General features: G+C 72.6%; 17 protein-coding genes. 10 read left to right on the plus strand and 7 right to left on the minus strand.

All coding sequences use genetic code 11. From position 1 onward, the window contains the following. The first annotated feature begins 76 nt into the window (after window positions 1–76). The gene (locus K7C98_RS17425) at window positions 77–1,465 is read left to right on the plus strand and encodes a HAMP domain-containing sensor histidine kinase (RefSeq protein ID WP_224192799.1); all 1,389 of its coding nucleotides are present in this window, start codon (window positions 77–79) and stop codon (window positions 1,463–1,465) included. 225 nt (window positions 1,466–1,690) lie between these two features. Here K7C98_RS17425 and K7C98_RS17430 read toward each other — a convergent pair whose 3' ends face one another. Then, on the minus strand, window positions 1,691–2,695 hold the full coding sequence (locus K7C98_RS17430; RefSeq protein ID WP_224192800.1) for an ABC transporter substrate-binding protein: 1,005 nt from the start codon (window positions 2,693–2,695) through the stop codon (window positions 1,691–1,693). A gap of 104 nt (window positions 2,696–2,799) precedes the next feature. On the opposite strand from K7C98_RS17430, the gene K7C98_RS17435 reads away from it, so the two are divergent. The 5 genes from K7C98_RS17435 to K7C98_RS17455 all read left to right on the plus strand — a co-directional run bounded on the left by K7C98_RS17435 (window position 2,800) and on the right by K7C98_RS17455 (window position 10,623). Further along, window positions 2,800–4,047, plus strand: a complete 1,248-nt coding sequence (locus K7C98_RS17435) for an OprO/OprP family phosphate-selective porin (protein ID WP_224192801.1) — start codon at window positions 2,800–2,802, stop codon at window positions 4,045–4,047. A gap of 118 nt (window positions 4,048–4,165) precedes the next feature. Beyond that, window positions 4,166–7,069, plus strand: coding sequence for a serine/threonine-protein kinase (locus K7C98_RS17440; protein WP_224192802.1), 2,904 nt, complete (start codon window positions 4,166–4,168; stop codon window positions 7,067–7,069). A 183-nt stretch (window positions 7,070–7,252) separates the two neighbouring features. Beyond that, a complete protein-coding gene (locus tag K7C98_RS17445; RefSeq protein WP_224192803.1) occupies window positions 7,253–7,807 on the plus strand; it encodes a hypothetical protein in 555 nt (184 codons plus the stop codon). A gap of 40 nt (window positions 7,808–7,847) precedes the next feature. Next, window positions 7,848–8,327 carry a hypothetical protein gene (locus tag K7C98_RS17450; protein WP_224192804.1) on the plus strand — a complete coding sequence of 160 codons (480 nt, stop codon included), beginning with the start codon at window positions 7,848–7,850 and terminating at the stop codon, window positions 8,325–8,327. A gap of 301 nt (window positions 8,328–8,628) precedes the next feature. Further along, a complete protein-coding gene (locus K7C98_RS17455) occupies window positions 8,629–10,623 on the plus strand; it encodes a hypothetical protein (RefSeq protein ID WP_224192805.1) in 1,995 nt (664 codons plus the stop codon). Window positions 10,624–10,667: 44 nt separating this feature from the next. Here K7C98_RS17455 and K7C98_RS17460 read toward each other — a convergent pair whose 3' ends face one another. The 5 genes from K7C98_RS17460 to K7C98_RS17480 all read right to left on the minus strand — a co-directional run bounded on the left by K7C98_RS17460 (window position 10,668) and on the right by K7C98_RS17480 (window position 16,815). Next, window positions 10,668–11,522 carry a sterol desaturase family protein gene (locus K7C98_RS17460; RefSeq protein WP_224192806.1) on the minus strand — a complete coding sequence of 285 codons (855 nt, stop codon included), beginning with the start codon at window positions 11,520–11,522 and terminating at the stop codon, window positions 10,668–10,670. Beyond that, complete coding sequence (locus K7C98_RS17465; protein ID WP_224192807.1) at window positions 11,519–12,325, minus strand: hypothetical protein; 807 nt, start codon at window positions 12,323–12,325, stop codon at window positions 11,519–11,521. Before K7C98_RS17465 ends, K7C98_RS17460 begins: the two co-directional genes overlap by 4 nt. Before the next feature lie 220 nt (window positions 12,326–12,545). Then, window positions 12,546–13,844 carry a trypsin-like serine peptidase gene (locus K7C98_RS17470; RefSeq protein WP_224192808.1) on the minus strand — a complete coding sequence of 433 codons (1,299 nt, stop codon included), beginning with the start codon at window positions 13,842–13,844 and terminating at the stop codon, window positions 12,546–12,548. Window positions 13,845–13,994: 150 nt separating this feature from the next. After that, entirely contained in the window at window positions 13,995–16,421 is a 2,427-nt protein-coding gene (locus K7C98_RS17475) for a M56 family metallopeptidase (RefSeq protein ID WP_224192809.1), read from the minus strand. Further along, window positions 16,414–16,815: a BlaI/MecI/CopY family transcriptional regulator gene (locus K7C98_RS17480; RefSeq protein ID WP_224192810.1), complete on the minus strand. Its 402-nt coding sequence runs from the start codon at window positions 16,813–16,815 to the stop codon at window positions 16,414–16,416. The genes K7C98_RS17475 and K7C98_RS17480 overlap by 8 nt, the downstream gene beginning before the upstream one ends. A gap of 221 nt (window positions 16,816–17,036) precedes the next feature. Between K7C98_RS17480 and K7C98_RS17485 the strand changes: the two genes are divergently transcribed. The 4 genes from K7C98_RS17485 (at window position 17,037) to K7C98_RS17500 (ending at window position 20,088) form a co-directional block, all read left to right on the plus strand. Next, entirely contained in the window at window positions 17,037–17,177 is a 141-nt protein-coding gene (locus K7C98_RS17485; protein ID WP_224192811.1) for a hypothetical protein, read from the plus strand. A 113-nt stretch (window positions 17,178–17,290) separates the two neighbouring features. Continuing rightward, entirely contained in the window at window positions 17,291–18,340 is a 1,050-nt protein-coding gene (locus tag K7C98_RS17490) for a M23 family metallopeptidase (RefSeq protein ID WP_224192812.1), read from the plus strand. A gap of 444 nt (window positions 18,341–18,784) precedes the next feature. Continuing rightward, entirely contained in the window at window positions 18,785–19,537 is a 753-nt protein-coding gene (locus K7C98_RS17495) for a hypothetical protein (RefSeq protein WP_224192813.1), read from the plus strand. Continuing rightward, the gene (locus K7C98_RS17500) at window positions 19,534–20,088 is read left to right on the plus strand and encodes a hypothetical protein (RefSeq protein WP_224192814.1); all 555 of its coding nucleotides are present in this window, start codon (window positions 19,534–19,536) and stop codon (window positions 20,086–20,088) included. Before K7C98_RS17495 ends, K7C98_RS17500 begins: the two co-directional genes overlap by 4 nt. A gap of 41 nt (window positions 20,089–20,129) precedes the next feature. Here K7C98_RS17500 and K7C98_RS17505 read toward each other — a convergent pair whose 3' ends face one another. Then, window positions 20,130–21,095 carry a hypothetical protein gene (locus K7C98_RS17505; protein ID WP_224192815.1) on the minus strand — a complete coding sequence of 322 codons (966 nt, stop codon included), beginning with the start codon at window positions 21,093–21,095 and terminating at the stop codon, window positions 20,130–20,132. Window positions 21,096–21,138: the final 43 nt, after the last annotated feature.

Consider the following 21,138-nt stretch of genomic DNA (forward strand, 5'->3'; position numbering starts at 1 on the left):
CTGACCTCGGTCCCCGCGCCGCCTGGCCGCGGTCGCTCGGCCGGGCTCGCCGCACCCGCGTCACCACCCACGGGCCATGGCGAACGGTCAGGGCATCCCCCTGCGCACGCTCTCGTGGGGCGTGACAGGCGTCGTCGTCGGCGTCGCGCTGGTGGTGTCGACCGCCCTCGTCGTGCTCACCACCTTCCTGCATCAGACCAACCTCCACGTGCTCGCCTCGGTCGAGAGCCTCCGCCTCGCCCGCGAGATCGAGCTGTCGCTCGACCTGCTGGCCCGCGACGACGTCGACGACCTCATCACCCGGCGCCTCCGCGCCGACCTGCGCGAGACCCTGCAGGAGGCGGGTCGCTACGTCACGACCGCGCAGGAGGCGGCCGCGCTGCTCGAGGCGGCCCGGCGGATCGAGACCTACGGGAACGCCGCCCGCGATCCCCGCGTCGCGCCCGCCGAGCGGACCCGCCTGCGCGTCGCGGCGCTCGATGCCACCGAGGAGTTCGTCGCCGCCAACATCGCCGACGCGACCGCGGCCCTCCGCCGGGCTGACCGTTGGGACAGGATCGGCGACATCCTCGGCATCGGCGCCGGCGTGTTCCTGCTGGCCAGCACGACCTTGCTGCTGTGGTGGTTGCGCCGCCGCGCCTACGAGCCGCTGCTCGCCCTCGCCCGGACGATGGAGGCGTTCGGCCACGGCCGTCGCGACGCCCGCGCGCTCGCGGTCGGACCGCTCGAGCTGCAGGACATCGCCCGTCAATTCAACGCCATGGCCGAGGCGCTGGTGGCCCGGCGCGCCGCGCAGATGACCTTCCTCGGCGGCGTCGCCCACGACCTCAAGAACCCGCTCGCCGCGCTGCGCCTGGCCCTCGCCTCCCAGGCCCGCGACCCCGACTCGGCCGCCCGCACGCGCCGCACCCTCGACATCGTCACGCGCCAGACGGCCCACCTCGAGCGCATGGTCGGCGACTTCCTCGACATCGCCCGCATCGAGGCCGGCAGGCTCGAGCTCCGGCTGGCCGACTGCGACCTCCGCGAGCTCGTGCGCGAGTCGGCCGAGCTGTTCGACGGCTACCCGCGCCACGAGCTCGTCCTCGACCTGCCGCCCGAGCCGGTGCAGCTGCGCTGCGACCCGCTGCGGGTGACCCAGATCGTCGTCAACCTGATCAGCAACGCGGTCAAGTACTCGCCCGACGGCGGCGCCGTCGAGATCGCCGTGACCGCCGCCAGCGACAGCGTCACCGTCGCCGTCACCGACCACGGCGTCGGCATCTCCGAGTCGCAGACGCGGCGGATCTTCGAGCCCTTCTCGCGCGTCGGCCTGTCCGGCGACGCCATCCCCGGCGTCGGCCTCGGCCTCCACGTGCTCCAGCAATTGGTCCGCGCCCACGGCGGCGCCGTCGAGGTCGACAGCGCCCCGGGCCGCGGCTCGACCTTCCGCGTCCACCTCGCGCGCGCGGGCCCGACCCCGTGACGCGCTCCCACCCATCGCCGCGCGACGGCGCCGACAAGGACGCGAAGAAGGGGCTCTGCAGCGAGCTCTCGCAGGCCGTCACGAAGGCCCTCGCGGCCCCCGGGGCCACTCCGCCGCCGCCCGCCGCAGAGGGCTCCTCGCCCACACCCGCGCCCGCCGCGGAGTAACGAGGCCGACGTCGTCCGCCGCATCTGCGGCCACCATCGAGGCCGGTGAGACGGGCAGTCAGCCCTTCGCCGCCTCGGCCAGCAGCTCCGGCGCGAACAGGGTCTGCAGGTCGGCGCCCTCGAGCTTGACGAAGCCGAGCTTCTGCGCGTCCTCGGCGCTGCGGATCAGCGCGGCGGGCACGGGGTCGGAGGTGAACTGCAGGTTCTCCCACGCGCGGTCGATCGTGGCCGCCGCCAGGGCCTTGCCGGTGACCTTCTTGATCGCCGTGTTGGCGACCTCCTTGGCCTCGCCGGCGTGCTCGGCGATCCACTTGTTCGCCGCCTCGTGGCCGCGCAGCAGCGCCTTGATGGTCTCGCGCCGGGCCTCGATCTGCCCCTTGCGCACCAGCAGCACCGTCGTGGTGTAGCGGCCGTCGGGCCACAGCTCGCGCTCGTCGACCAGCACCTTGCCGCCGCCCTCGAGGATCAGCCGGGTCGCCCACGGCTCGGGCACCCACGCGCCGGCGATCTCGCCCGACTGGAAGCTCTCGAGCGACTGCGCGTTCTCCTGCGGGCTCACGCTGACGTCGCCGCCGCCGAACTCGTCGATCTTGAAGCCCTGGCCGATGAGCCATGTCCGAAGGGCCACATCCTGGGTCCCGCCGAGCTGCGGGGCGCTGACCTTCTTGCCGCGCAGATCGGCCGGGCCGGCGATCTCCGGGCGGACGACGAGGAAGGCCCCGCCCGTGGCCGCGCCGGCGATCACCTTGACCGCGCCCTTCGACTTGACGAACGCGTTGACGGCCGGGTTCGGGCCGACGTACGTCGCGTCGAGCGCCCCCGACAGCAGCGCCTCGATCGCCGCCGGCCCGGCGTTGAACGTGAACGTCTCCAGCGCGGTCCCCTGCCCCGCCAGCGCCTCGCGGTAGAGCCCGCGCTCGACCCCCACCAGCGCCGTCGCGTGGGTGATGTTGGGGAAGTAGCCGAGCCGCAGCGCCCCGTTGTTCTCGCCCGACGGGCGGCACGCGCCGGCGAGGGCCAGGGCGGGGAGGCAGGCGGCGAAGCGGCGGCGCGAGAAATTCATGGGCGGAAAGTCTAGCATGCTGGATCTTCTTCAGCATACTGAACATTCTCACGATCGGGTCCTCCTGGACCGCCCTGGGCTACCTCTCGCCCGCCGTCCGCCCCATGCTCCACCTCGTCCTCCTCGCCGCGCTCGCCCCGGCGCCGCCCCCGCCGCCCGAACCTCCGCCGCCCGATCCGGCCCGCTTCTACCCGCCGGCGCGCGAGTACATCCTGTTGGCGCCGGGGACCGTCGGGGACGGCCCGCTGAAGTTCACCGCGGGCAAGGGCCTCGAGGTCAGGAGCAAGGACGGCCGCTACGCCCTGTCGATCAGCCTGCGCACCGGCTTCATGTACAGCGGCCGGCGGGTCGGCGCCGGCCGCTACGAGCACGCGTTCGAGATCCGGCGCCTGCGCCTGGTCTTCGCCGGCAACGTGTTCTCGAAGCACATCAAGTACTTCGTGCAGCTGGCCGTGGCCCCGCGCGAGCTCAACGTCGTCGACGGGGTCGCGCGCTCGGGCCCGTTGCTCGACAACTACGTCGTGTTCGACCGCCTGCGCGACGCCAACCTGCGCATCGGCCTCTATCGGGTGATGTACTCCCGCGAGCGCAACATCGCCGACATCAACCCGCTGCTCATCGACCGCTCGCTGGCCAACGGCGAGTTCAACGTCGACCGCGACATCGGCCTCGACGTCCGCTCGGAGGACCTCGGCGGCCTCGGCAGGCTGCGCTACTACGCCGGCGTGTTCATGGGCGACGGCCGCGACCAGAACCGCTTCAGCGATCCCGGCCTGATGTACACCGCGCGCGTCGACTTCCTGCCGTTCGGCCTGTTCGACGACTACGAGGCCAGCGACCAGACGCGCCTGCGCAAGCCCCGGCTCAGCCTCGGCTTTGCCTACGCCTACAACGACCGCGCCCGCAACGACCGCGGTGTGCTCGGCACCCCGCCGACCGACGGCGGCACCACCGATTACCACAACGTCACCACCGACATGATGTTCAAGTGGGCCGGCTTCAGCCTCGAGGCCGCGTATTTATTGCGCGACGGCCGGCGCAACCCCGGACACGCGCTCGACGACACCGGCGTACCGCTGCCCGTCGAGGCCGCGCGCAACGGCCACGGCTGGATGGCCCAGGCGGCCTTCCTCATCCCCAGGACCGGCCTCGAGCCGGCCGTGCGCACCAGCGGGATCCGCGGACTCGGACGCACCTCGATGCTCGACCGCAACGAGCTCGGCGGCGGCCTCAACTATTACTTCGCCGGCCACAACCTCAAGCTGCAGCTCGACTGGTTCCGCACCTGGGACCGCGCGGCCGCCGATCTCGCCGCCGACCTCGTACGGTTGCAGCTTCAGCTCGCGCTGTGATGCCTCGCGGCCCCAAGGCCGCATTGATATAATTTTAGCGCCGAGGAACACTGTCAGATTTGCCCTCGCGCGCCCCTGCGCCTTGACCGCCGCAATGTGCGGGTCGTACGATTCAGCAATGCCGTCGGAGACCGGCCGGCCGGGCGACCGCGTCTTTGCGGCACCTGTCCCCGAGGACATTACAATGATGGCCCGCGCGATCGATCAATCGCGCGAGCGCCGGATCGTCGGCTCGCGCGACCCGACCCTCGCCGCCGCCGGCGAGTCGGCCCATTCCGGCCGCCTGCAATGGCCCCACCACGAATGGTCGGCCGAGAGCGACGCGCGCTACGTGTTCGGCGAGGTGTTCGCGTCCGGCGGCCTCGGCGTGGTCCGCCGCGCCGAGGACCGCCGGCTCGGCCGCACCGTCGCCATCAAGGAGCTGCTGCGCGACACCCCCGACGCCCAGCGACGATTCGCCCGCGAGGCCGCGATCACCGCCCGCCTACAGCACCCGAGCATCGTCCCGATGTACGACTTCGGCCGCCGCAGCACCGGCGAGCCGTTCTATTGCATGAAGCTCGTCGACGGCGCCAGCCTCGACGCCAAGATCCGTCGGACCCGCAGCCTGGCCCAGCGCCTGCGGCTCGTCGAGCACGTGATCGCCGTCGCCGACGCGATCGCCTACGCCCACGCGCAGCAGATCATCCACCGCGACCTCAAGCCCGCCAACGTGCTGATCGGCCGCTTCGGCGAGACCGTGGTGATCGACTGGGGCCTGGCCAAGGACCTGTCGCGGCCCGTCGGCTCCTCCGAGGCCGCCGAGACCACCCGCTCCGGCCAACAACCGATCGACGACAACATCACCCAGGTCGGCGCAATCGTCGGCACCCTGCGCTACATGCCGCCGGAGCAGGCCCGCGGCGAGGCCGTCGACGCCCGCTCCGACGTCTACGCCCTCGGCGCCATGCTGTTCCACGTGCTCGCCGGCGTGCCGCCGTACGCCGAATCCTCCGGCCCGACGCTGGCCGCCCGCGTGATGGCGGCCCAGATCGACGACCTGCGCGCGCTCGTGCCCGACGTCCCGCGCGAGCTGGCGGCCATCGCCCAGCGCGCCACCGCGGCCCGCCCCGAGGCGCGCTACCCCACCGCCGCCGGCTTCGCCGAGGACCTGCGCCGCTTCCAGGCCGGGCGCATGGTCTCCGCCCACAGCTACTCCGTCGCCGAGCGCCTGCAGCTGTGGCTCAAGCGCCAGCGCGTCCTCCTCGCATTCGCCTGCCTCAGCGCCACCGCCACCTTCTTCGCCTTTCAGGCCCACCAGGCCCGCCTCGACCCCTGCTCCGGCGGCGCCGCCGAGATCGCCGGCGCCTGGGCCGGACCGCAGCGCCGCGCCGCCCAGGCCAACTTCGACGCCGCCGGCCCGGCCTTCGCCGCCGAGGTGTGGCCCCGCGTCGCCTCCGACCTCGACGCCTACGCCCGCTCGTGGTCCTCGCAACATCAATCGGCCTGCCTCACCCACCGCCGCGGCGAACAATCCGACAACCTGTTCGACCGCCGCATGACCTGCCTCGCCGAGCGCAAGACGGCCCTCTCCGAGGCCGCCACCCTGCTCGGCGAGCGCGACCCCGCGGTCGCCCTGCACGCGCTCGAGCTCGTCACCGGCCTGCCGCCGCTCGAGCGCTGCGGCGACATCGCCGCCCTCGACGCCGCCGTCCCCCCGCCCGCCGATCCCGAGGCCGCCGTCCGCGTCGCCGCCGTCCGCGACGGCCTCGTCAAGGTCGCCGCCTTCGACCGCGTCGCCCGCTTCCAGGCCGCGACCGAGCTCGCCGACACCCTCGTGCTCGAGGCCGAAGCCACCGGCCACGAACCGACCCTCGCCGAGGCGCTGCTGCGCCGCGCCGAGCTGCGGATCCACGACGACATGAGCGACACCGCCGCGCGCCTGCAGCACGCCCTGCTCGCCGCGGTCCGCTCGCGCGCCGACGAGATCGCCGCCGAGGCCGCCGCCCTGCTGGTCTTCGCCCATGCCCGCCAGGCCGGCGGGATCCCCCGCGCCCAGGCCGACCTGCCGATGGCCGAGGCCCTGGTCGCTCGCCTGCCGCCCCACGACCGCCTGCGCGGCCTCCTGCTCAACAATTCGGCCGTCGTCGCCCGCACCGCCGGCGACTTCGAGCGCGCCCGCCGACTGCTCGACGAGGCGCTGCGGATCCAGCGAGCCGCGCCCGGACCGGGCCGGGTCGAGGTCGCCTATACGCTGACCAACCTCGCGCTCCTCACCGAGGACCCCGCGCGCCGCGAGGCGCTGCTGCGCGAGGCCCTGATCGTGCTCGAGCGCGAGTTCGGGCCGGCGCACGGGAAGACCGTCGATCTCCGGATCCTCGTCAGCGTGTACACCCTCGATCCGCGGGCCGCCCACGCGATCCTGCGCCCGGGTTGTGACGCGCTGGCCCGCTTCTCCCCCGGCGCCTCGCCGGCGCGCACGCGCTGCTTGTTGTACCTGGCCCACCACGCTGACGAGGCCGGCGCCGACCAGGCCGCGATCGCCCTCCGCGCCGCCGCCCTCGCGCTCGGCGACGACCCGCACACCCGCACCACCGAGCGGATCCTCCTGCGCGCCCACTCGGACCTCGCGCGCGGCGTCCACCAGCCCGCGGTCACCGACCTGCGCGCCGCTCTCGGCGACCTCCCGGGCGACGACTGGTGGGTCCGCGAGCGCCGCGCCGGCGTGCACCTGCTGCTCGGCCTCCACCTGCGTGCGCTCGGCGACATTCCCGGGGCCCGGGCCGCCTTCGAGGCCGCGATCGACGAGTTCGTGGCCGCCGCCGCCACCTCGAGCAGCGTCTTCAGCGACCAGCAGCTGGCCCGCGCCCGTGTCGCCCACGCCGATCTGGCCCGCGCCGCGCCCGGGGACCCCGTCCTGCGCGAGCGGGCCCTGCACAACCTCGACGAGGCCGACCGCTGGTACGCGGCCGGGGGCGAGGCCTACGCCTGGCGCCGGCACCACCTGCGCGCTCTCCGGCAGCGCCTGGCCGCGGACCGCTGAGCGCGCCGGGGCCCGACGTCGATCGGAACTTTGAGACAGGTCCGATTCCCCGTGATTCGCGGCCGGCCGCCCCCGCCGCCCCGCTGAGCCCGGCCCGCGGGGCCGCGCAGATCCGCGCCGCTCACGATCCCGGCCACACGGCCTCGCCCTGGAATAATGATTCGGCGCTATAGTTTGGGCTCGATGACCCTAGCCCGCGCCACGCTCCTCTCCGTCTCTCGCTGGGCGCTGTCCGGCCTCGCCGCCGCCGCGATCGTCGCCGCGACGACCGACGCGACCGCCGAGGCGCCGAAGGTCGCGACCAAGATCACCGCCAAGGGCGAGGTCGTCGCCACCATCACGCTGGGGGTCACGGCGGCCGCGGTGCGCCAGGTCCTCGGCAGCGCCGAACGCTCGCACGGCCTGGCCCCCTCCACCGTCTCGGCCAAGGCCACCCCCGACGGCACCTGCGAGCGCGTCAAGCTCAAGACCCGCGGCCTGTTCTCGCCCTTCGAGCTCGAGACCCGCCGCTGCCCCACCGCCCACGGCTGGAAAGAGACCCTCGTCGCCTCCGACCACTTCGTCGAGTACTGGAACGAATGGGTCGTCGAGGACGCCGCCGGCGGCGGCACGTCGATCACCTTCCGGACCCGCACGCTGCCCAACGTCGCCGTCCCCGAGGCCATCATCCAGTCGGAGACCAAGCGCGTCCTGTCCAAGCTGATGCACAACCTGTCCGCGGCCGTCGGCGCCGGCTGAACCCCTGGCCGCCCCGCGGCCGCTGTGCGACCCTCCCCGCGTGCCCGCCTCGCTCCTCGCTCGCGTCCTGCCGCTGATGCTCGCCGCGCTGCCGCTCGCCTGCATCAGCCGCGGCACCCACGTCACCGCGGCCGCGCAAGAGTCGTTCGGCACCCGCACCTTCGCCGCCGACTACGACGCCACCTTCGTCGCCGCGCGCGACGCCCTGCCGCTCCTCGGCTACGACCTCGACTTCGCCAGCGCGCCGCAGGGCCGGATCACCACCACCAAGCGGCCCTACGGCGTGCGCGCCGGCGTCGAATTCGGCGGCACGGTGACCTCGACGCTGTACCGCCAGTACGACCTGCGATTCGTCCGCGTCGACCCCGGCCACACCCGCGTGATCGCCACGCCGCGCCAGTACGACGGCGACCGCGACATCTCGGCCGGCCCGGTGTGGACGATGACCGGCCAGGACGGCGAATACGAGCAGTGGCACGCGCTGTTCGCCCAGATCGAGCACAAGTTGTCGGCGCCGTGAATCCGCCATCCCTCCACGGGATCGGTCTGCGCCTGGAGCTGATCACGGCCGCGCCCGAAGCCACGCCGTGAGCGCCCCCGTCGCTCGCGCCTGGCCGCGCCGGCGCCACGAGCTGGCCAACCGTGGCCATCCCTGGCCACCCCCGGCCAGCGATTGGCCGTTTTTCGGACATTGACGCGCCAATCCCGGCCGCCTACGTTACGAGCCGTCGAATGAGCCGTCCGCGGCGCGCCGCCCGGACTGTGCACATTCCAAGTGCAACGAGTATCGCGTATTGGAGGGTTCGATCATGGGCAGCACGATGAACACCGCGACATTGGCGACCGACCTCGGCATCGCCTTCATCGCCAACAACAGCTCGAACGAGATCTTGACCTGCTCCTCTGCCGACGCCGCGCGCTGGTCGGGCAACGTCAAGGCCGACGAGGCCAGCTCGGAGACCCCGGCGGTGTGTCGATTCCGCGGCAAGTTCTGGGCGGCCTTCGTCTCCGACAACAAGGCCGACGAGCTGCTGGTGTGCTCCTCGCCGGACGGCAAGACGTGGTCGCCGAACGCCAAGATCGGGCAGCGCAGCGAGATCGCGCCGAGCCTGTGCGTGTTCAAGGGTCGGATGTATATCGCCTTCATCGCCGACAACAGCTCGCGCAACATCCTCGTGTGCTCGACGGAGGACGGCGTCAACTGGACCGGCAACGTCAAGGTCGGGCAGACCAGCGCGTTCGCCCCGACCCTGTGCGCCTACAAGGACCGGCTGTGGCTCGCCTTCGTCGCCGGCAACAGCTCGCGCGAGCTCCTGATCTGCAACTCGAGCGACGGCCAGCGCTGGTCGGGCAACAGCAGGGTCAACGAGTCGACCAAGCAGGCCCCGTCGCTGTGCGTGTTCAACAATCGGATGTGGCTCGCCTTCGTCGCCAACGACAGCTCCGAGAACCTGCTGATCTGCTCGTCGGACGGCAACGGGTGGACGAAGAACGCCAAGATCGGCCAGGCGAGCAAGTTCGCCCCGTCGCTCGCGGCCGTCGGCGACCGGCTGTACGTCGCGTTCGTCAGCAACAACTCGAAGCAGGACGTGCTGGTCTGCAGCTCGCGCGAGGGCAGCACCGGCTGGTCGGACAACACGAAGACCGGCGAGACCAGCAAGCGCGCGCCGGCCCTGTTCGCCCTCGAGCTCACGAAGGGCACCATCCGGCCGAAGTACCAGGTGCTCACCGTGGTCTACGCGCCGCCCGGCACCAGCGGCGGCGACAGCTCGTCCTCGGTCGCCTACACCAGCTCGAGCGCCGCCGGCACCACCAGCTCGATCAGCAGCTCGGTGCAGACGAGCGTCGAGGTCGTCGCCAAGGTCGGCAGCGACTCGGTCGGCGCCGGCGCGAGCTTCGGCACCTCGAACACCACCAGCGACACCTCGACCCTGAACATCACCAAGCGCGAGTCGCTCACGATCACCGTCAAGGGCCCCGACGTCGACGGGATCGATCACGACCACGACGCCTTCCACGTGTGCCTGAACCCGCTCTACACCGTGACGGTCGACCAGCTGGGCGACGCGACCTGGGAGTTCGGCGTCGACGGCTCGGTGATGACGATCCAGTACGTCTACGCCGGCTGGCTCAAGGACCCGAGCAAGATGCCCGTCGGCACCAGGAAGGCGCTCGACGCCGCCGGCCTGACCACCGCCGACTACGCCGCGATCCTCGCCCACAACCCGTTCGTCGCCGGCGCCACCGCCATCGACCCGAACCGCTTCATGCGGACGGGCCAGAGCTTCCCCTACGTCCCGCCCTACGACGAGAATTCGGCGCCGATCGTCCAGACGTATCAGCACGAGAACACCATCGAGCGCAGCGAGTCGCGCACCTCCGAGGTCCAGTACAGCGTGTCGGCGAGCTTCACCGCCGGCATGCCCGACATCTGGAGCGTGGAGACCACCACCTCGCTGACGATGACCAACAGCAACACCTTCGGGACCAGCAGCAGCAAGACGCAGTCGGCGACCCTCGAGGTCGGCGGCCCGTCCCACGGCTACGCGGGCCCGGTCGACGTGCAGGTCTACTGGGACACCGTCTACAACACCTTCATGTTCGCGTTCCCGAGCCAGGGCCCGGACGTCAGCGGCCAGGCCGCCCCCGGCGCCGCCGTCGACCTCGAGGTCGGCGGCACCACCCTGCGCACCCGCGCCGACGCGAAGGGCGAGTACCGCTTCTACGACGTCCCCGCCGGCGCCGCGAAGGTCTCGGCCGGCGGCGTCACCGTGGGCGGCAGGTCGCTGAAGAAGGGCGTGACCCTGGTGTCCTGATCGACGCGCCGCGGATCGAAGCCGTCCCCCGGGACAGCTTCGATTCACGCCCGGCGCAGCAGCAACAGCCCCAGCCAGGTCCGCGGCATGGCCGCGGGCTCCGTCAGACCTGGCGTCGGCACCGCCTCCCCGGGCGCGACGTAGGTCCCGCACAGACGGTCCCACAGCGTCAGCAGCAGCGAGTGATTGCCGAAGTGCGCCGGGTCGGCGCTGTGGTGCAGGCGGTGCACCTCCGGCGTGTTGAACACACGCGACAGCCACGGATTGTGGGTATCGACCCCGACGTGCGACGACAGCCCGAGCGCCGTGTCGAACATCGCGTAGGCGAAGATCACGTCGGCGGTGAACCCGGCGGCCACCAGCGCGAGGACCGGCAGCGCGCGGAACAAGAACACCAGCACCGGCGCGTTGACCGGCGACATCAGCACGTAGAGCTCGCGCGGGTAGTGGTGCAGCGCGTGCATGCGCCACAGCAGCGGGTGCTCGTGCGACGCGCGGTGGATCGCATAGGCCACGCCGTCGGCGACGACGAACCCGAGCGGAACCGCCAGCGCGAACGGCAGCGCCCCGACCGGCCCGAAGCCCTCGCCGCCGAGCAGCAGGGCCAGCTGCGCGGCCAGGAAGGTCCCGCCCGTGTCGAGCAGCCCGCCGACGGCGATAAACAGCAGGTTGCGCGGCAGCTCGCACAGGCGCGGGCGCCAGCGGCCGGCGCACAGCTCGAGCGCCGTCAGCCCGAGCAGAAACCACGTCGCCGTCTCTCCCAGCACCACGGCCCGCGACCAGCCGCCGGCGACCGTGCCGATCGTCAACGCCGCCGTGAGCAGCAACGCCAGCGGCAGCAACCACCGGCGACACACCGCCGCGATCGCGCGGCCGACCATCGTCTCACCGAGTGTCATGCGTGGATCCTCCGCCAGTAGTCGACGATCGCGCGCGCCTGCCTGGCGGTCGGCTCCGCGTACGGGACGAGCCGCTCCAGCGGGTAGTCGGGCGGCAGGCAGCGCGCCGGCAGGGCCGGCTCGTCGACGAAGGTCACCCGATAGTGCGCCGGCCCGGCCGCGAAGTAGCGGCGCACGAACTCGTCGCCGCTCACGCCCGGCCCGTGGAGATAGTCGTGCAGCTCGCGCTCGAACCGCGCCAGCACGCGCGCCCGCGCCTTGACGTCGAACAGCTCGACCAGCCGCCGGTCCAGCGCCGGGTCAGCCTGGTCCGGGCAGCGGAACAGGAACAGGTGCTGCGCCAGCCCGTGCTCCTGCACCACCGCCTCGACCCCCGCGGTGTCGATCTGCCCGTTGATGTACACGTTCTGCGCCAGCTTCTGGAACCCGTAGCTCCGCAGCGCGTCGCGCACGAGCTGCCGCTCGCGCGCATCGCCGGCCTCGAACGAGAAGATCGCCAGCACGTACCCCTCGGGCCGCTCGAACCGCCGCATCACCGTCGCGCCGATCGAGCTGCCCCACGCCCCCAGCCGGTAGCGCGTCACCCCGTCGCACTCGAACGACTCGATCTGCCCGCTGCTGCGCAGCCGCGACATCGCCGTGCGGATCGCCCCCGCCCCGTGCCCGCCGAACTCGGCCAGGTCGCGCATCCCCGCCGCCGTCGCGTGCGGCTGCTCGGCCAGCCCCGGCCAGGTCGCGCGGAACACCAAGGGGGCGACCAGCAGCTCGTTGAGCGACACGTCGTGGCGGGCCAAGAAGGACATGTTACACGAAACCAGGCAAGTGTGTTAAAATGTGTAACACACGCGCCCGACCCGCGCAAGGCCCCACAGCCGCTCGTCTCGCCCGCCCGCGGCCGCGACGGCCCAAGGTCGATGCCCGTGTTCGCGTCCGACCCGCACACGGCGAGCAGGAGCCCGAGCACGGGCACCGCGAACCTTCGAGGGTCGCCCGCGCCTCGTCAGCGCGCCTCTGCGCCGCGCATCACGGGTACGTCGCGCGCAGGTTCAGCATGTAATCGCGCAGCGACGTCGAGATCCGGATCCCCGCCGACGAGTACAGCGAATTCGCGTCGCAGGTGCTCGCGTTGCACTGATTCCACACGGTGTTGCCGATGATGTACGGCCCGCTCACCCCGGGGCTGGTGCTGTAGAGCGCGCCGCCGCTGTGGCCCGCGCTGGAGTCGCAGCCGGTGCGCAGCTTGCCGTTGGTGCCGTAGAGCGGCCACCGCGAGTCCGGATCCGACACGGCCGGAGCGACGCCGGCGCACGAGAAGTCGCCGTAGGCGACGTGGCTCGTGCAGGGCGACGGCGCCAGCGAATCGCTGCAGTCGGGGTAGCCGACGTTGCTGGTCCCCCAGGTCGCCACCGTCGCGTCGTCGGCCGCGGCGACGCCGAAGTAGCCGGGCGCGCCGTTCGGGCTGGTCGCCCACGGGTTGGCCGGCAGGATCAGGATCGCCCAGTCGTTCTTCACGCACGAGGCGGTGTAGGTCGTCTGGCAGCCGTCGTTGGTGAACGAGATCGGGTAGACCGCGCCCTGCGAGATGACGGTGCCGTACGGCAGCTCGGAGCCGTTGCGGCGGGCCCGGAAGTAGTGATTCGCGCTGTAATTGCCGCTGGCGTCGAAGATGCAGTGCGCCGCGGTCAGCACCAGTCGGTTGCCGAACAGCGCGCCGGTGCAGCCGCCGCCGACCCGGCCGAACTTGCGGAACGTCGAGTGGGTCAGCGAGATGTCCTCGAGCGAGATCCGGTTGTCGACGTCGTGTGACCACCCGCGCGGCGTGACGATCGAATCGAGCTCCGCGTCCTCGTCCGAGCCCGGGCTCGCGTCGGCGAACCCGAGGCGCGCGAGCTCCTGCGCCGCCTCCTGCACCGCCGCCAGGTCGTACGACGCGAGGTACTCGGCGCTCTCCTCGTAATCGACGTAGATGACGCCGAACCGGCCCGACGCGGCATCGTCGTACTGATTCAAGAGCGGGTCGCGGTCCGCCAGGCGCTGCTGCGGATCGGCGTCGACGATCACGGGGTGATACTCGTAGTCGTCCGGCACCGGCACGATCTCGATCGGCGCGAGGAACTGCATCTCGGGCGCCACCCGCAGCTCCGAACCCTCCGCGGCCTGGGCCTCCTCGTCCGTCACGGCCTCCTCGTCACAGGCCGCCGCGGGCACGAGCAGCGCGCCCAGGGCCCAGACGAGGGAGGCAGATACACGCCGACGCGCGGTCGAGGGGGAGGAGACGGAGGCGCCGGCGGAGCGGCCCGAGATGTCATGGTGACGCTTCATGCCCGAGCAGTGACCGCCAACGCGCCAACAATTGCGGCGCGAAAAAATAGTGCCCCCGCGGCGTCCGCGGACCCGCGAGCGACCGCTTGCCCGCGCACCGCCGACGCGGTGCCGGGCGCCCTGCGCGGCGCCCGACCCCGTCGCCTCGAACTACTTGACCTCGCCGGCCTTGCGGGCCGCCTCTTCGATGCGGCGCTGCTCGTCGGCGTCGATCACGTTGTCGCGCAGCGCTCGCTCGACCTCGCGGCGGACCGCCTCGCCCGCGCGGACCCGGGCCTGATTGGCCTTCTTCGCCTGATCGTTGGCGGCGCGGCGGGCGTCGGCCTCGGCGCGGGCGCGTTCGCGTTCGACGCGGCGGCTCTCCTGCTGCACCTGACGCCGCGCCTCGTTGGCCGCCAGCTTGTGCTCGCGCTCGATGCGACGCAGCTCCCAACCCCCCGCGGGCGACCCCGCGACGTGGCCCGAGGCCCGCAGCGAGCGTTCGACCTCGCGTTCGACGTCGTCGGCGATGTCGTCGAGGTCGAGGTCCTCGAGCGCGTCGGCGAGGCCGCTGAGGTCGAGGTTCGAGACCCTCTTCTCGACGTCGGCGGCGATCTTCTCGGCCCGATCCGAGAGCTCCTTGAGCTGCTCCGGGCTGAGGTGCGACGCGCGGCGGGCCAGCCCCTCCGCGCGGGCCTTGAGCGCCTCGATCTTGGCCGCGTCGAGCTTGCTCGCCTGCTTGGCGATCGCCGCCGCCGCGCGCTCGAGGTCGCGGAGCTGCTTCGCGTCGATGACCTTGGCCCGCACCGCCAGATCGCGGGCGTCTCGCACCAGCCGCTCCGCGTTGCGCGGCACCACCACGACCTTCGTCGGGGGCGACGCGTCGTGATCGTCGGAGCAGTCGTCGTGGTCGTGATAGACCACCGTGTCGCCGCCGTACGCGAACGCGTAGTCCGGCGGCGACGGCGGGGTCGGCGGCAGCGGTGCGCGCGGCGGAGCCGGCGGCGTCGCCGGCGGCACTGGGGAGTGCGTCGTACGCAGCGGCTCGGCCTTGCGCTCGAGCCGCTCCGCCCGGCGTTGCGCGCGGCGCTGGCGAGCCGGCGCCGCCTCCTCGCCGCTCGCGGTCACGGGCGCCACCGCCAGCACCGGCGCGGTCGGAGCGATCGCGGGCATCTCGAGCAGCGCCGGTTGCGGCGGCAGCGGCGGCACGAACCCCAGCATCGACGGCTGCGGCGGCGGCGGCGGCTCGAACACCGGCTCGGGCATCAGCGGCGGATCGTCGGGGAGCTCGGGCGCGACCGGCGGCTCGGGGTCGTCGGCCCGCGCGACCGACAGCGACAGCCCCGGCGCGCCGAGGCCGACCATCGCCAGCAGCGCCGCGCCCAGCAGCCCCCGCCAGCGACGGGCCCAGCGGCCGCGCTCGCGCGTCTCGGCGTCGAGCAGGCGCTGGACCCGGCGCACCAGCAGCGAGCTCTTGCCGGCCATCGGGCTCGCGAAATCATGAGACATGTCCGATCGACCAGGCCAGCCCGCGACCTCGGTCAGGCAGCGGGCCAGGTGCAGCCCCGAGCCGGTGTGGCGGACCGCCCAGTCGTCACACAGCTCCTCGGCCGCCTCCTGCATCCCGCGCCGGGCCACCCGGTTCAGCGGCTGGAAGAACAGCACCGCCTCGAGCACCGACGCCAGCACCTGCCAGGCCGGGTCGCGGCGCAGCACGTGGGCCAGCTCGTGGGCCAGCATCGCCTCCTGCTGCCGCGGCGCCAGCGCGTGGACCCGCGCGGGCACCACGATCTCGCGGCTGGCCAGGGCGATCGGCGAACCTACCCGTTCGGACATGGTCAATCGGACACTGTCCTGAGGGACACGTGCGTGCGTGAGCAGGCGGGCCAGGCGCTCGCGCAGCGGGCCCTGGCGCAGCGGCGTGCGCCCGCGGAGGCCGCGACGCAGCCGCACCGCCGTCGCTCCCAGCCGGCCGAGCGACGCGGTGGCGCCGAGCAGGAACAGGCCCGCGAGCAGCCACACCGCCGCGCCGGCCTCCTGGACCGGCGGCACCGCCGGCGCCGCCGCGGCGAGCGGGGGGCTCGGCGGCGCCGGCAGGGCCGCGGGGACGAACATCGCCGGCGCCTCGACGATCGCCGCGTGCTCGACCCGCACGTGCGCCGGCGCGGCGAACACCGCCGTCAAGCCCTCGTCGGACACCACCAACACCTTTGGTTCACAGCCGACGCACCCGTGCGTGTGCTGCACGAGGACCGGCGCCGAGGACTCGCGCACCTGCGGAGGCGGCGGCGCGGCGACCGTCGCCAGCGGCGGCGTCGGCGGCGGCGGCAGCGACTTCTGCACCGTCGAGCCGGCCTCCACGCTCACGCTGCCGAACAGCGGCTGGACGCCGAGCCCGGTCTGCAGCGTCGCCGTGAACAGGCCGCCGACCAGCGACATCTTCCACAACAGGCTGCGCGTCAGCGAGTCGAGCGGGAGGAAGCGGGTGAACGCCCACACGCCGCCGACCAGCACCGTACTGTGGACGAAGTACGTGCCGAGCCAGCTCACCACGGTGTGGACCGCGGGGCCGGCGAGAGAGGCCGAAGGATCAAGCATCGTCGTCTTCCTCCTCTTCGCCGGATCTCTGGGCCAACAGCTGCTTGAGGCGCGCGACGTCGTCCGGGTCGACGTCCCTGTCCTCGACGAGGTGGCTGACGAGCGCCGACACGTCGCCGCCGAAGAAGTAGTCGGTCACGCGCGACAGCATCGAGCGCCGCACCTCCTCCTCGGAGACGAGCGCGCGGTAGATGAACTGCCGCCCCTCGACGCGGTGCGTCACCGTGCCCTTCTTCTCCAGGCGCGACAGCATCGTCGACACCGTCGTCGGCGCGAGCTCGCGATCCTGCTCGAGCAACGCCGTGTGCACGTCGGCCGCGGTCGCCTCGCCGCGGTCCCACAAGATCCGCAGCAGGCCGAGCTGCAGATCGCTGAGTTGGTGTGACTCGCTCATGAACGACAGCCGTAGTACTACAGGTGTAGTAGGCCGTCAAGCAAGTTTTCGCGCCCGCCCCGCCGGGCCAGCTGGCCGCTCGCCCGCGCCTGCGGGCGTCCAGCCCCGGAGCGCGAAAACGCCCCTGCCCCGATTCTCGACCCGCATCTCGCGGCGAATGTCATGACCACGAGCGGCGGCGGCGATCCTTCGCCGCTGCGCATCAAGCTGGCCCTTGGGCCATGTTCTCCCGGATCGGTGCGATCTACGTCGTCGGCCTGCACACCTTCCACGTCGTCGCCCTCGCCCCGATCCCCGCCTACCCCAGCGTCGCCGACGAGCTGCGGCGTGCCATCCTCTCGTTCCTTCGACCATGTTTGTAAGGACATGTCTCGAAGACCTCTCGCAGCGCGCCCTCGCCCTGTCCTTCAAGACATGTCTGCGAGTGCGGGCGGGTGCGCTTGATCTCGCGCCGGCTTTCCGGTACCTCCGTCTCATGCTCGCCCGTCCGCGCAATTGGCTCGCGCTCGTCGTCCTCACCTCCGGCTGCGCCAGCGGCGGCGAGCCCGAGGCGACCGACTCGTTGACCTCGCCGGTGTTCACCAACGCGAGCAACGACGGGAGCACCACCGACCTCGATCCCGGCGCCACGATCACCACGGGCGAGCCCGAGCCCACCACCACCGCCACGGTCACGGGCGACACCGACGACCCCGCGACGAGCACGAGCTTCGACCCGACCGGCCCGCAGACGACCGGTCCCGACCTGACCACCACCAGCGGGACCACCGGCGAGCCGGTCGATCCGTGCCCGCGCGTCCGCACGGTCGTCCCCGGCGACGTGCTCAACGTCCGGCCGACCCCGTCGACGGCGATGGCGCCGGTCGGCACGCTCGGCGACGGCATCATCGTCGACGTGCTGGCCATCGTCCAGGGCGAGCTCATCGACGGCGACGACACGTGGTACCAGATCGCCGGCAACTGGCCCGAGGGCTACGTGTTCGGCGGCTTCGTCGAATGCACGCAGGATGAGCCTCCGGGCGACGACGGCTTCTTCCTCCCGCTCCAGTGCGGCACCACCACCACGATCACCCAGGGCAACAACGGCGACTTCAGCCACATGGGCAACTCGGCCTACGCGTTCGACTTCTCGCTGGCGATGGGCACCCCGCTGGTGGCGATCGCCGACGGCACGGTCTCCAACCTCTACGCCGACGTCAAGCCGGGCGACCCCTGCTACAACGGCGGCGGCCAGGAATGCAACCCGTACACCAATTACGTCACCCTGCTGCACGGCGACGGGACCGGCTCGGTGTACGCACATCTGAGCGCCGTCCAGGTCAGCCTCGGCCAGGTCGTCCCGCGCGGCACCGTCGTCGGCCTGACCGGCTCCACCGGCTGGTCGACCGGCCCGCACGCCCACGTCGCCCGCCAGGAGAACTGCGGCGGCGGCTTCTGCCAGTCGATCCCCGTCGTGTTCGCCGACGTCCCCGGCGACGGCGTCCCCGACACCGGCGAGATGGTCACCTCGCAGAACTGCCCGTAGTCCGACGAATCATCGCAGCCCGACTGCCATGATTCCCCCTTGCGACCGTCCAGCCGAGCGGCGCGGACGGGCGCCTCGCGCCGCGGAGCCACTGCTGCACGCGCTCGCCACGTCGCCGGGTGTTCCGCGCCGGCCGTCGAGTCCGGCGATCTCGTGGAGGCTCACCGGCAGAATCATCACAGTCGCTCCCACACCGTTCCCCGCGCATCGCACGATTCGTCCCCGGACCGGCGCGGCCCCCTCGCCCGACCGGCTCGCCGGGCCGCAAGGCCGCTGCGGGCCGATTTCGCCGCTCGCACGGCCCTCCACGCCCGTCGCCTGCGCCGCCGCCCGGTCGCGCGTGGCGGGACTGCGCGACCCGACTAGCTTCGAGGCATGGTCGACGCATCTGGTCCTCGAGACAGGCGGCCGCCTCGCCGCCCGACTGCAGCGATACCCGCGGTGATGGGCCTGGCCGTCCTCCCCGTCGCGATCCCGCACGCGTCCGCCGCGTCCGCCGCATCCGCCGATCCGTGCAGCGATTGGCTCGCCCGTACGGCCGACCTCGCCGCCGCGCGCGGCTATGTCCTCACCACCAGCGCCGCCGGTCTCACCGGCGTCGACGAGGCCCAGAGCGCGCTGCAAGCCAGCTGCGCGGCTGACCGCGCCGCGCTCGTGTTCACCGCCCCCGACGCCACGCAGGTCCACGTGCAGTGGACCGCCGCCGCGCTCGAGCTGCGCGGCGAATTCCCCGATGTCGGCCGCGTCACCCAGAGCTGGACCGACGACACGCGCAGCCTCCACAAGGCCGAGGCCGGCGCCGCCGCGGCGACCGTCGAGTTCGATCCTGCCACCGGAAGCTGGAGCGCCGACGGCGACCCCGACGATCTGAACGCGCTGTTCGAGCCGGTGCTCGGCGCCTCGACGGTCTGGGCCGACGCCAACTTCCTCGTCCACGCCCTCACCGGCGTGTGGGACAGCGGCCTCGAACGCGACGAGGACGCGCTGCACGTCGCGCTGAGCCTGGCGCTGCCGCCGATGACCGCGCACGACGTCGACAAGGGCGGCCTCAAGAAAGACTGCGGCGCCACCATCGGGATCTGCGCCGTCGCCTACTTCTGGAAGCCGCTCACCGGCGCATGCATCGCCGCCGGCGCCAAGTGTCTCGCGGCCTTCAAGTGCTGGAAGAGCGACTGCTCCGGCGACGGCAAGTCATGACCGACGCTCACCTCCCCGCCCCGCGCTCCCTGCTCGACCGCCCGCAGCGGCTCGGCGTGCTGCCGACGTTGTGGTTCTGGAACGACGCCGACCGCCAGTGGCTGGTGATCCCGCTCATCCTCGCCGCCGCCGTCCCGCTCACCGTCGCCGTCCAGCTCCTGGTCCTACGATTCCCGGCGCTGTCCTCGCCGCTGCTGCTGCTCGTCGTCCTCTATCCATTCCTGCTGATGGGCCTCGTCGAGCGTCACATCCGCCGGCGCCTCGCCGACCGCGCTGCGCTGCTGCCCGCGAACACGAGCCCCCCGCCGCCCGTCGCCCGCGCCGTGCCCGTGGTGGTGGGAGTCACCTGCGCCGTCCTGCTCGCGCTCGCCACCCTGGAGCTCCGCGGCGTCATGCTGGTCGCCGCGGCCGCCGGCGGCTCGCTCGCGCTCGCCCTGCTCCCGCACACCCGGCGAGCGCTCGATCGCAGCGCGAGCGCCACGCCGGAGCGGACCAGCCTGCCGCCCGCCCGCGAGAGCCCCGTAAGGCCCACCCCGCCGCCCGAGCGCTGAGTCCGCGATTCACGACAGCGGCTCGCGTCGTCCGCACCACCTCACTTCGCGCAGCACCCGAGCCCCGCGCACACGTCGACATTGGCCGCCGCCGTCTCCGGCGAACACGTCGCCACCTGCCGGCCCTGTTCGCGGCAGTTGCAATTCCAGCCGCCGACGCTGCCGATCTTGCACTCGACCCGCGATTGTCCGCGCTCCAGGGCGCAGGTCGCCACGATGTCCTCGTCGTCGGCGGGATCGCCGTCGCACACCCGCGGCTCGCCGCACACGCCCTCCGCGAACACCTCCGCGGTACAGCCGTTCGACCGGCACTCGCCGGCGACGCGGCACGCCGCCCCATCCGCCTTCAGGGCCGCGCAGACCGGCCGCTCGCGCGACTGATCGCACCACGCCCCGTCCTCGCAGACGTTGTCCGGGCACGGCTCGCCGACGGCCGGCCGGTCCGCGCAGGTGCCGTCGTACCACTGCTGCGCGTCGCGGCAATGCCCGGTGGCGCACTCCCAGTCGTGGCGACAGGCCGCGTATTCGCCGACCTTGGCGATGAGCAGCGGACAATCGACGGCCCCCGATCTCCCGGCCGCCAGCTCCGCCGAATACGCCTCACAGCTCATCGCATTCACGCGCTCGACGCACGCCGCCGCCGCCTCCCGATCCCACTCGGCGCGCCCCGTCACCTCCGAGGCCGCCACGAGGCGGAGCCAGCGGCCGAACCGGCGCGCGAAGAACTCCACACAGCCCTCCTCGTCGGTGACCGCCGGCTCGGGAAACGTCGAGAACATCCCCCGCCGATCCACCGGTGAGCAGCAGGCGAACACGCGGGCGCAGGTCGCCCGCCCGAAGCGGTCGGCGAAGCCCGCCGGCGTCAACACCCCCGCGCCCTCCGTCTCCCCGCCCGTCGTGCCGACGACGCCCGTGGTGTCCGCGCTGGCCGGCGCGTCGGTGTCCCGATCGACGTCGGCGCAAGCGAGCGGCAGGACCAGGACAGCGACCGCGATCGAGCTCCGCATCATGACGCGGCAACGCTACGGCGAGTCCGCGTCCGCGCAACGA

The sequence above is a fragment of the Nannocystis pusilla genome, from assembly GCF_020073745.1.
Lineage (GTDB): Bacteria > Myxococcota_A > Polyangia > Nannocystales > Nannocystaceae > Nannocystis > Nannocystis radixulma.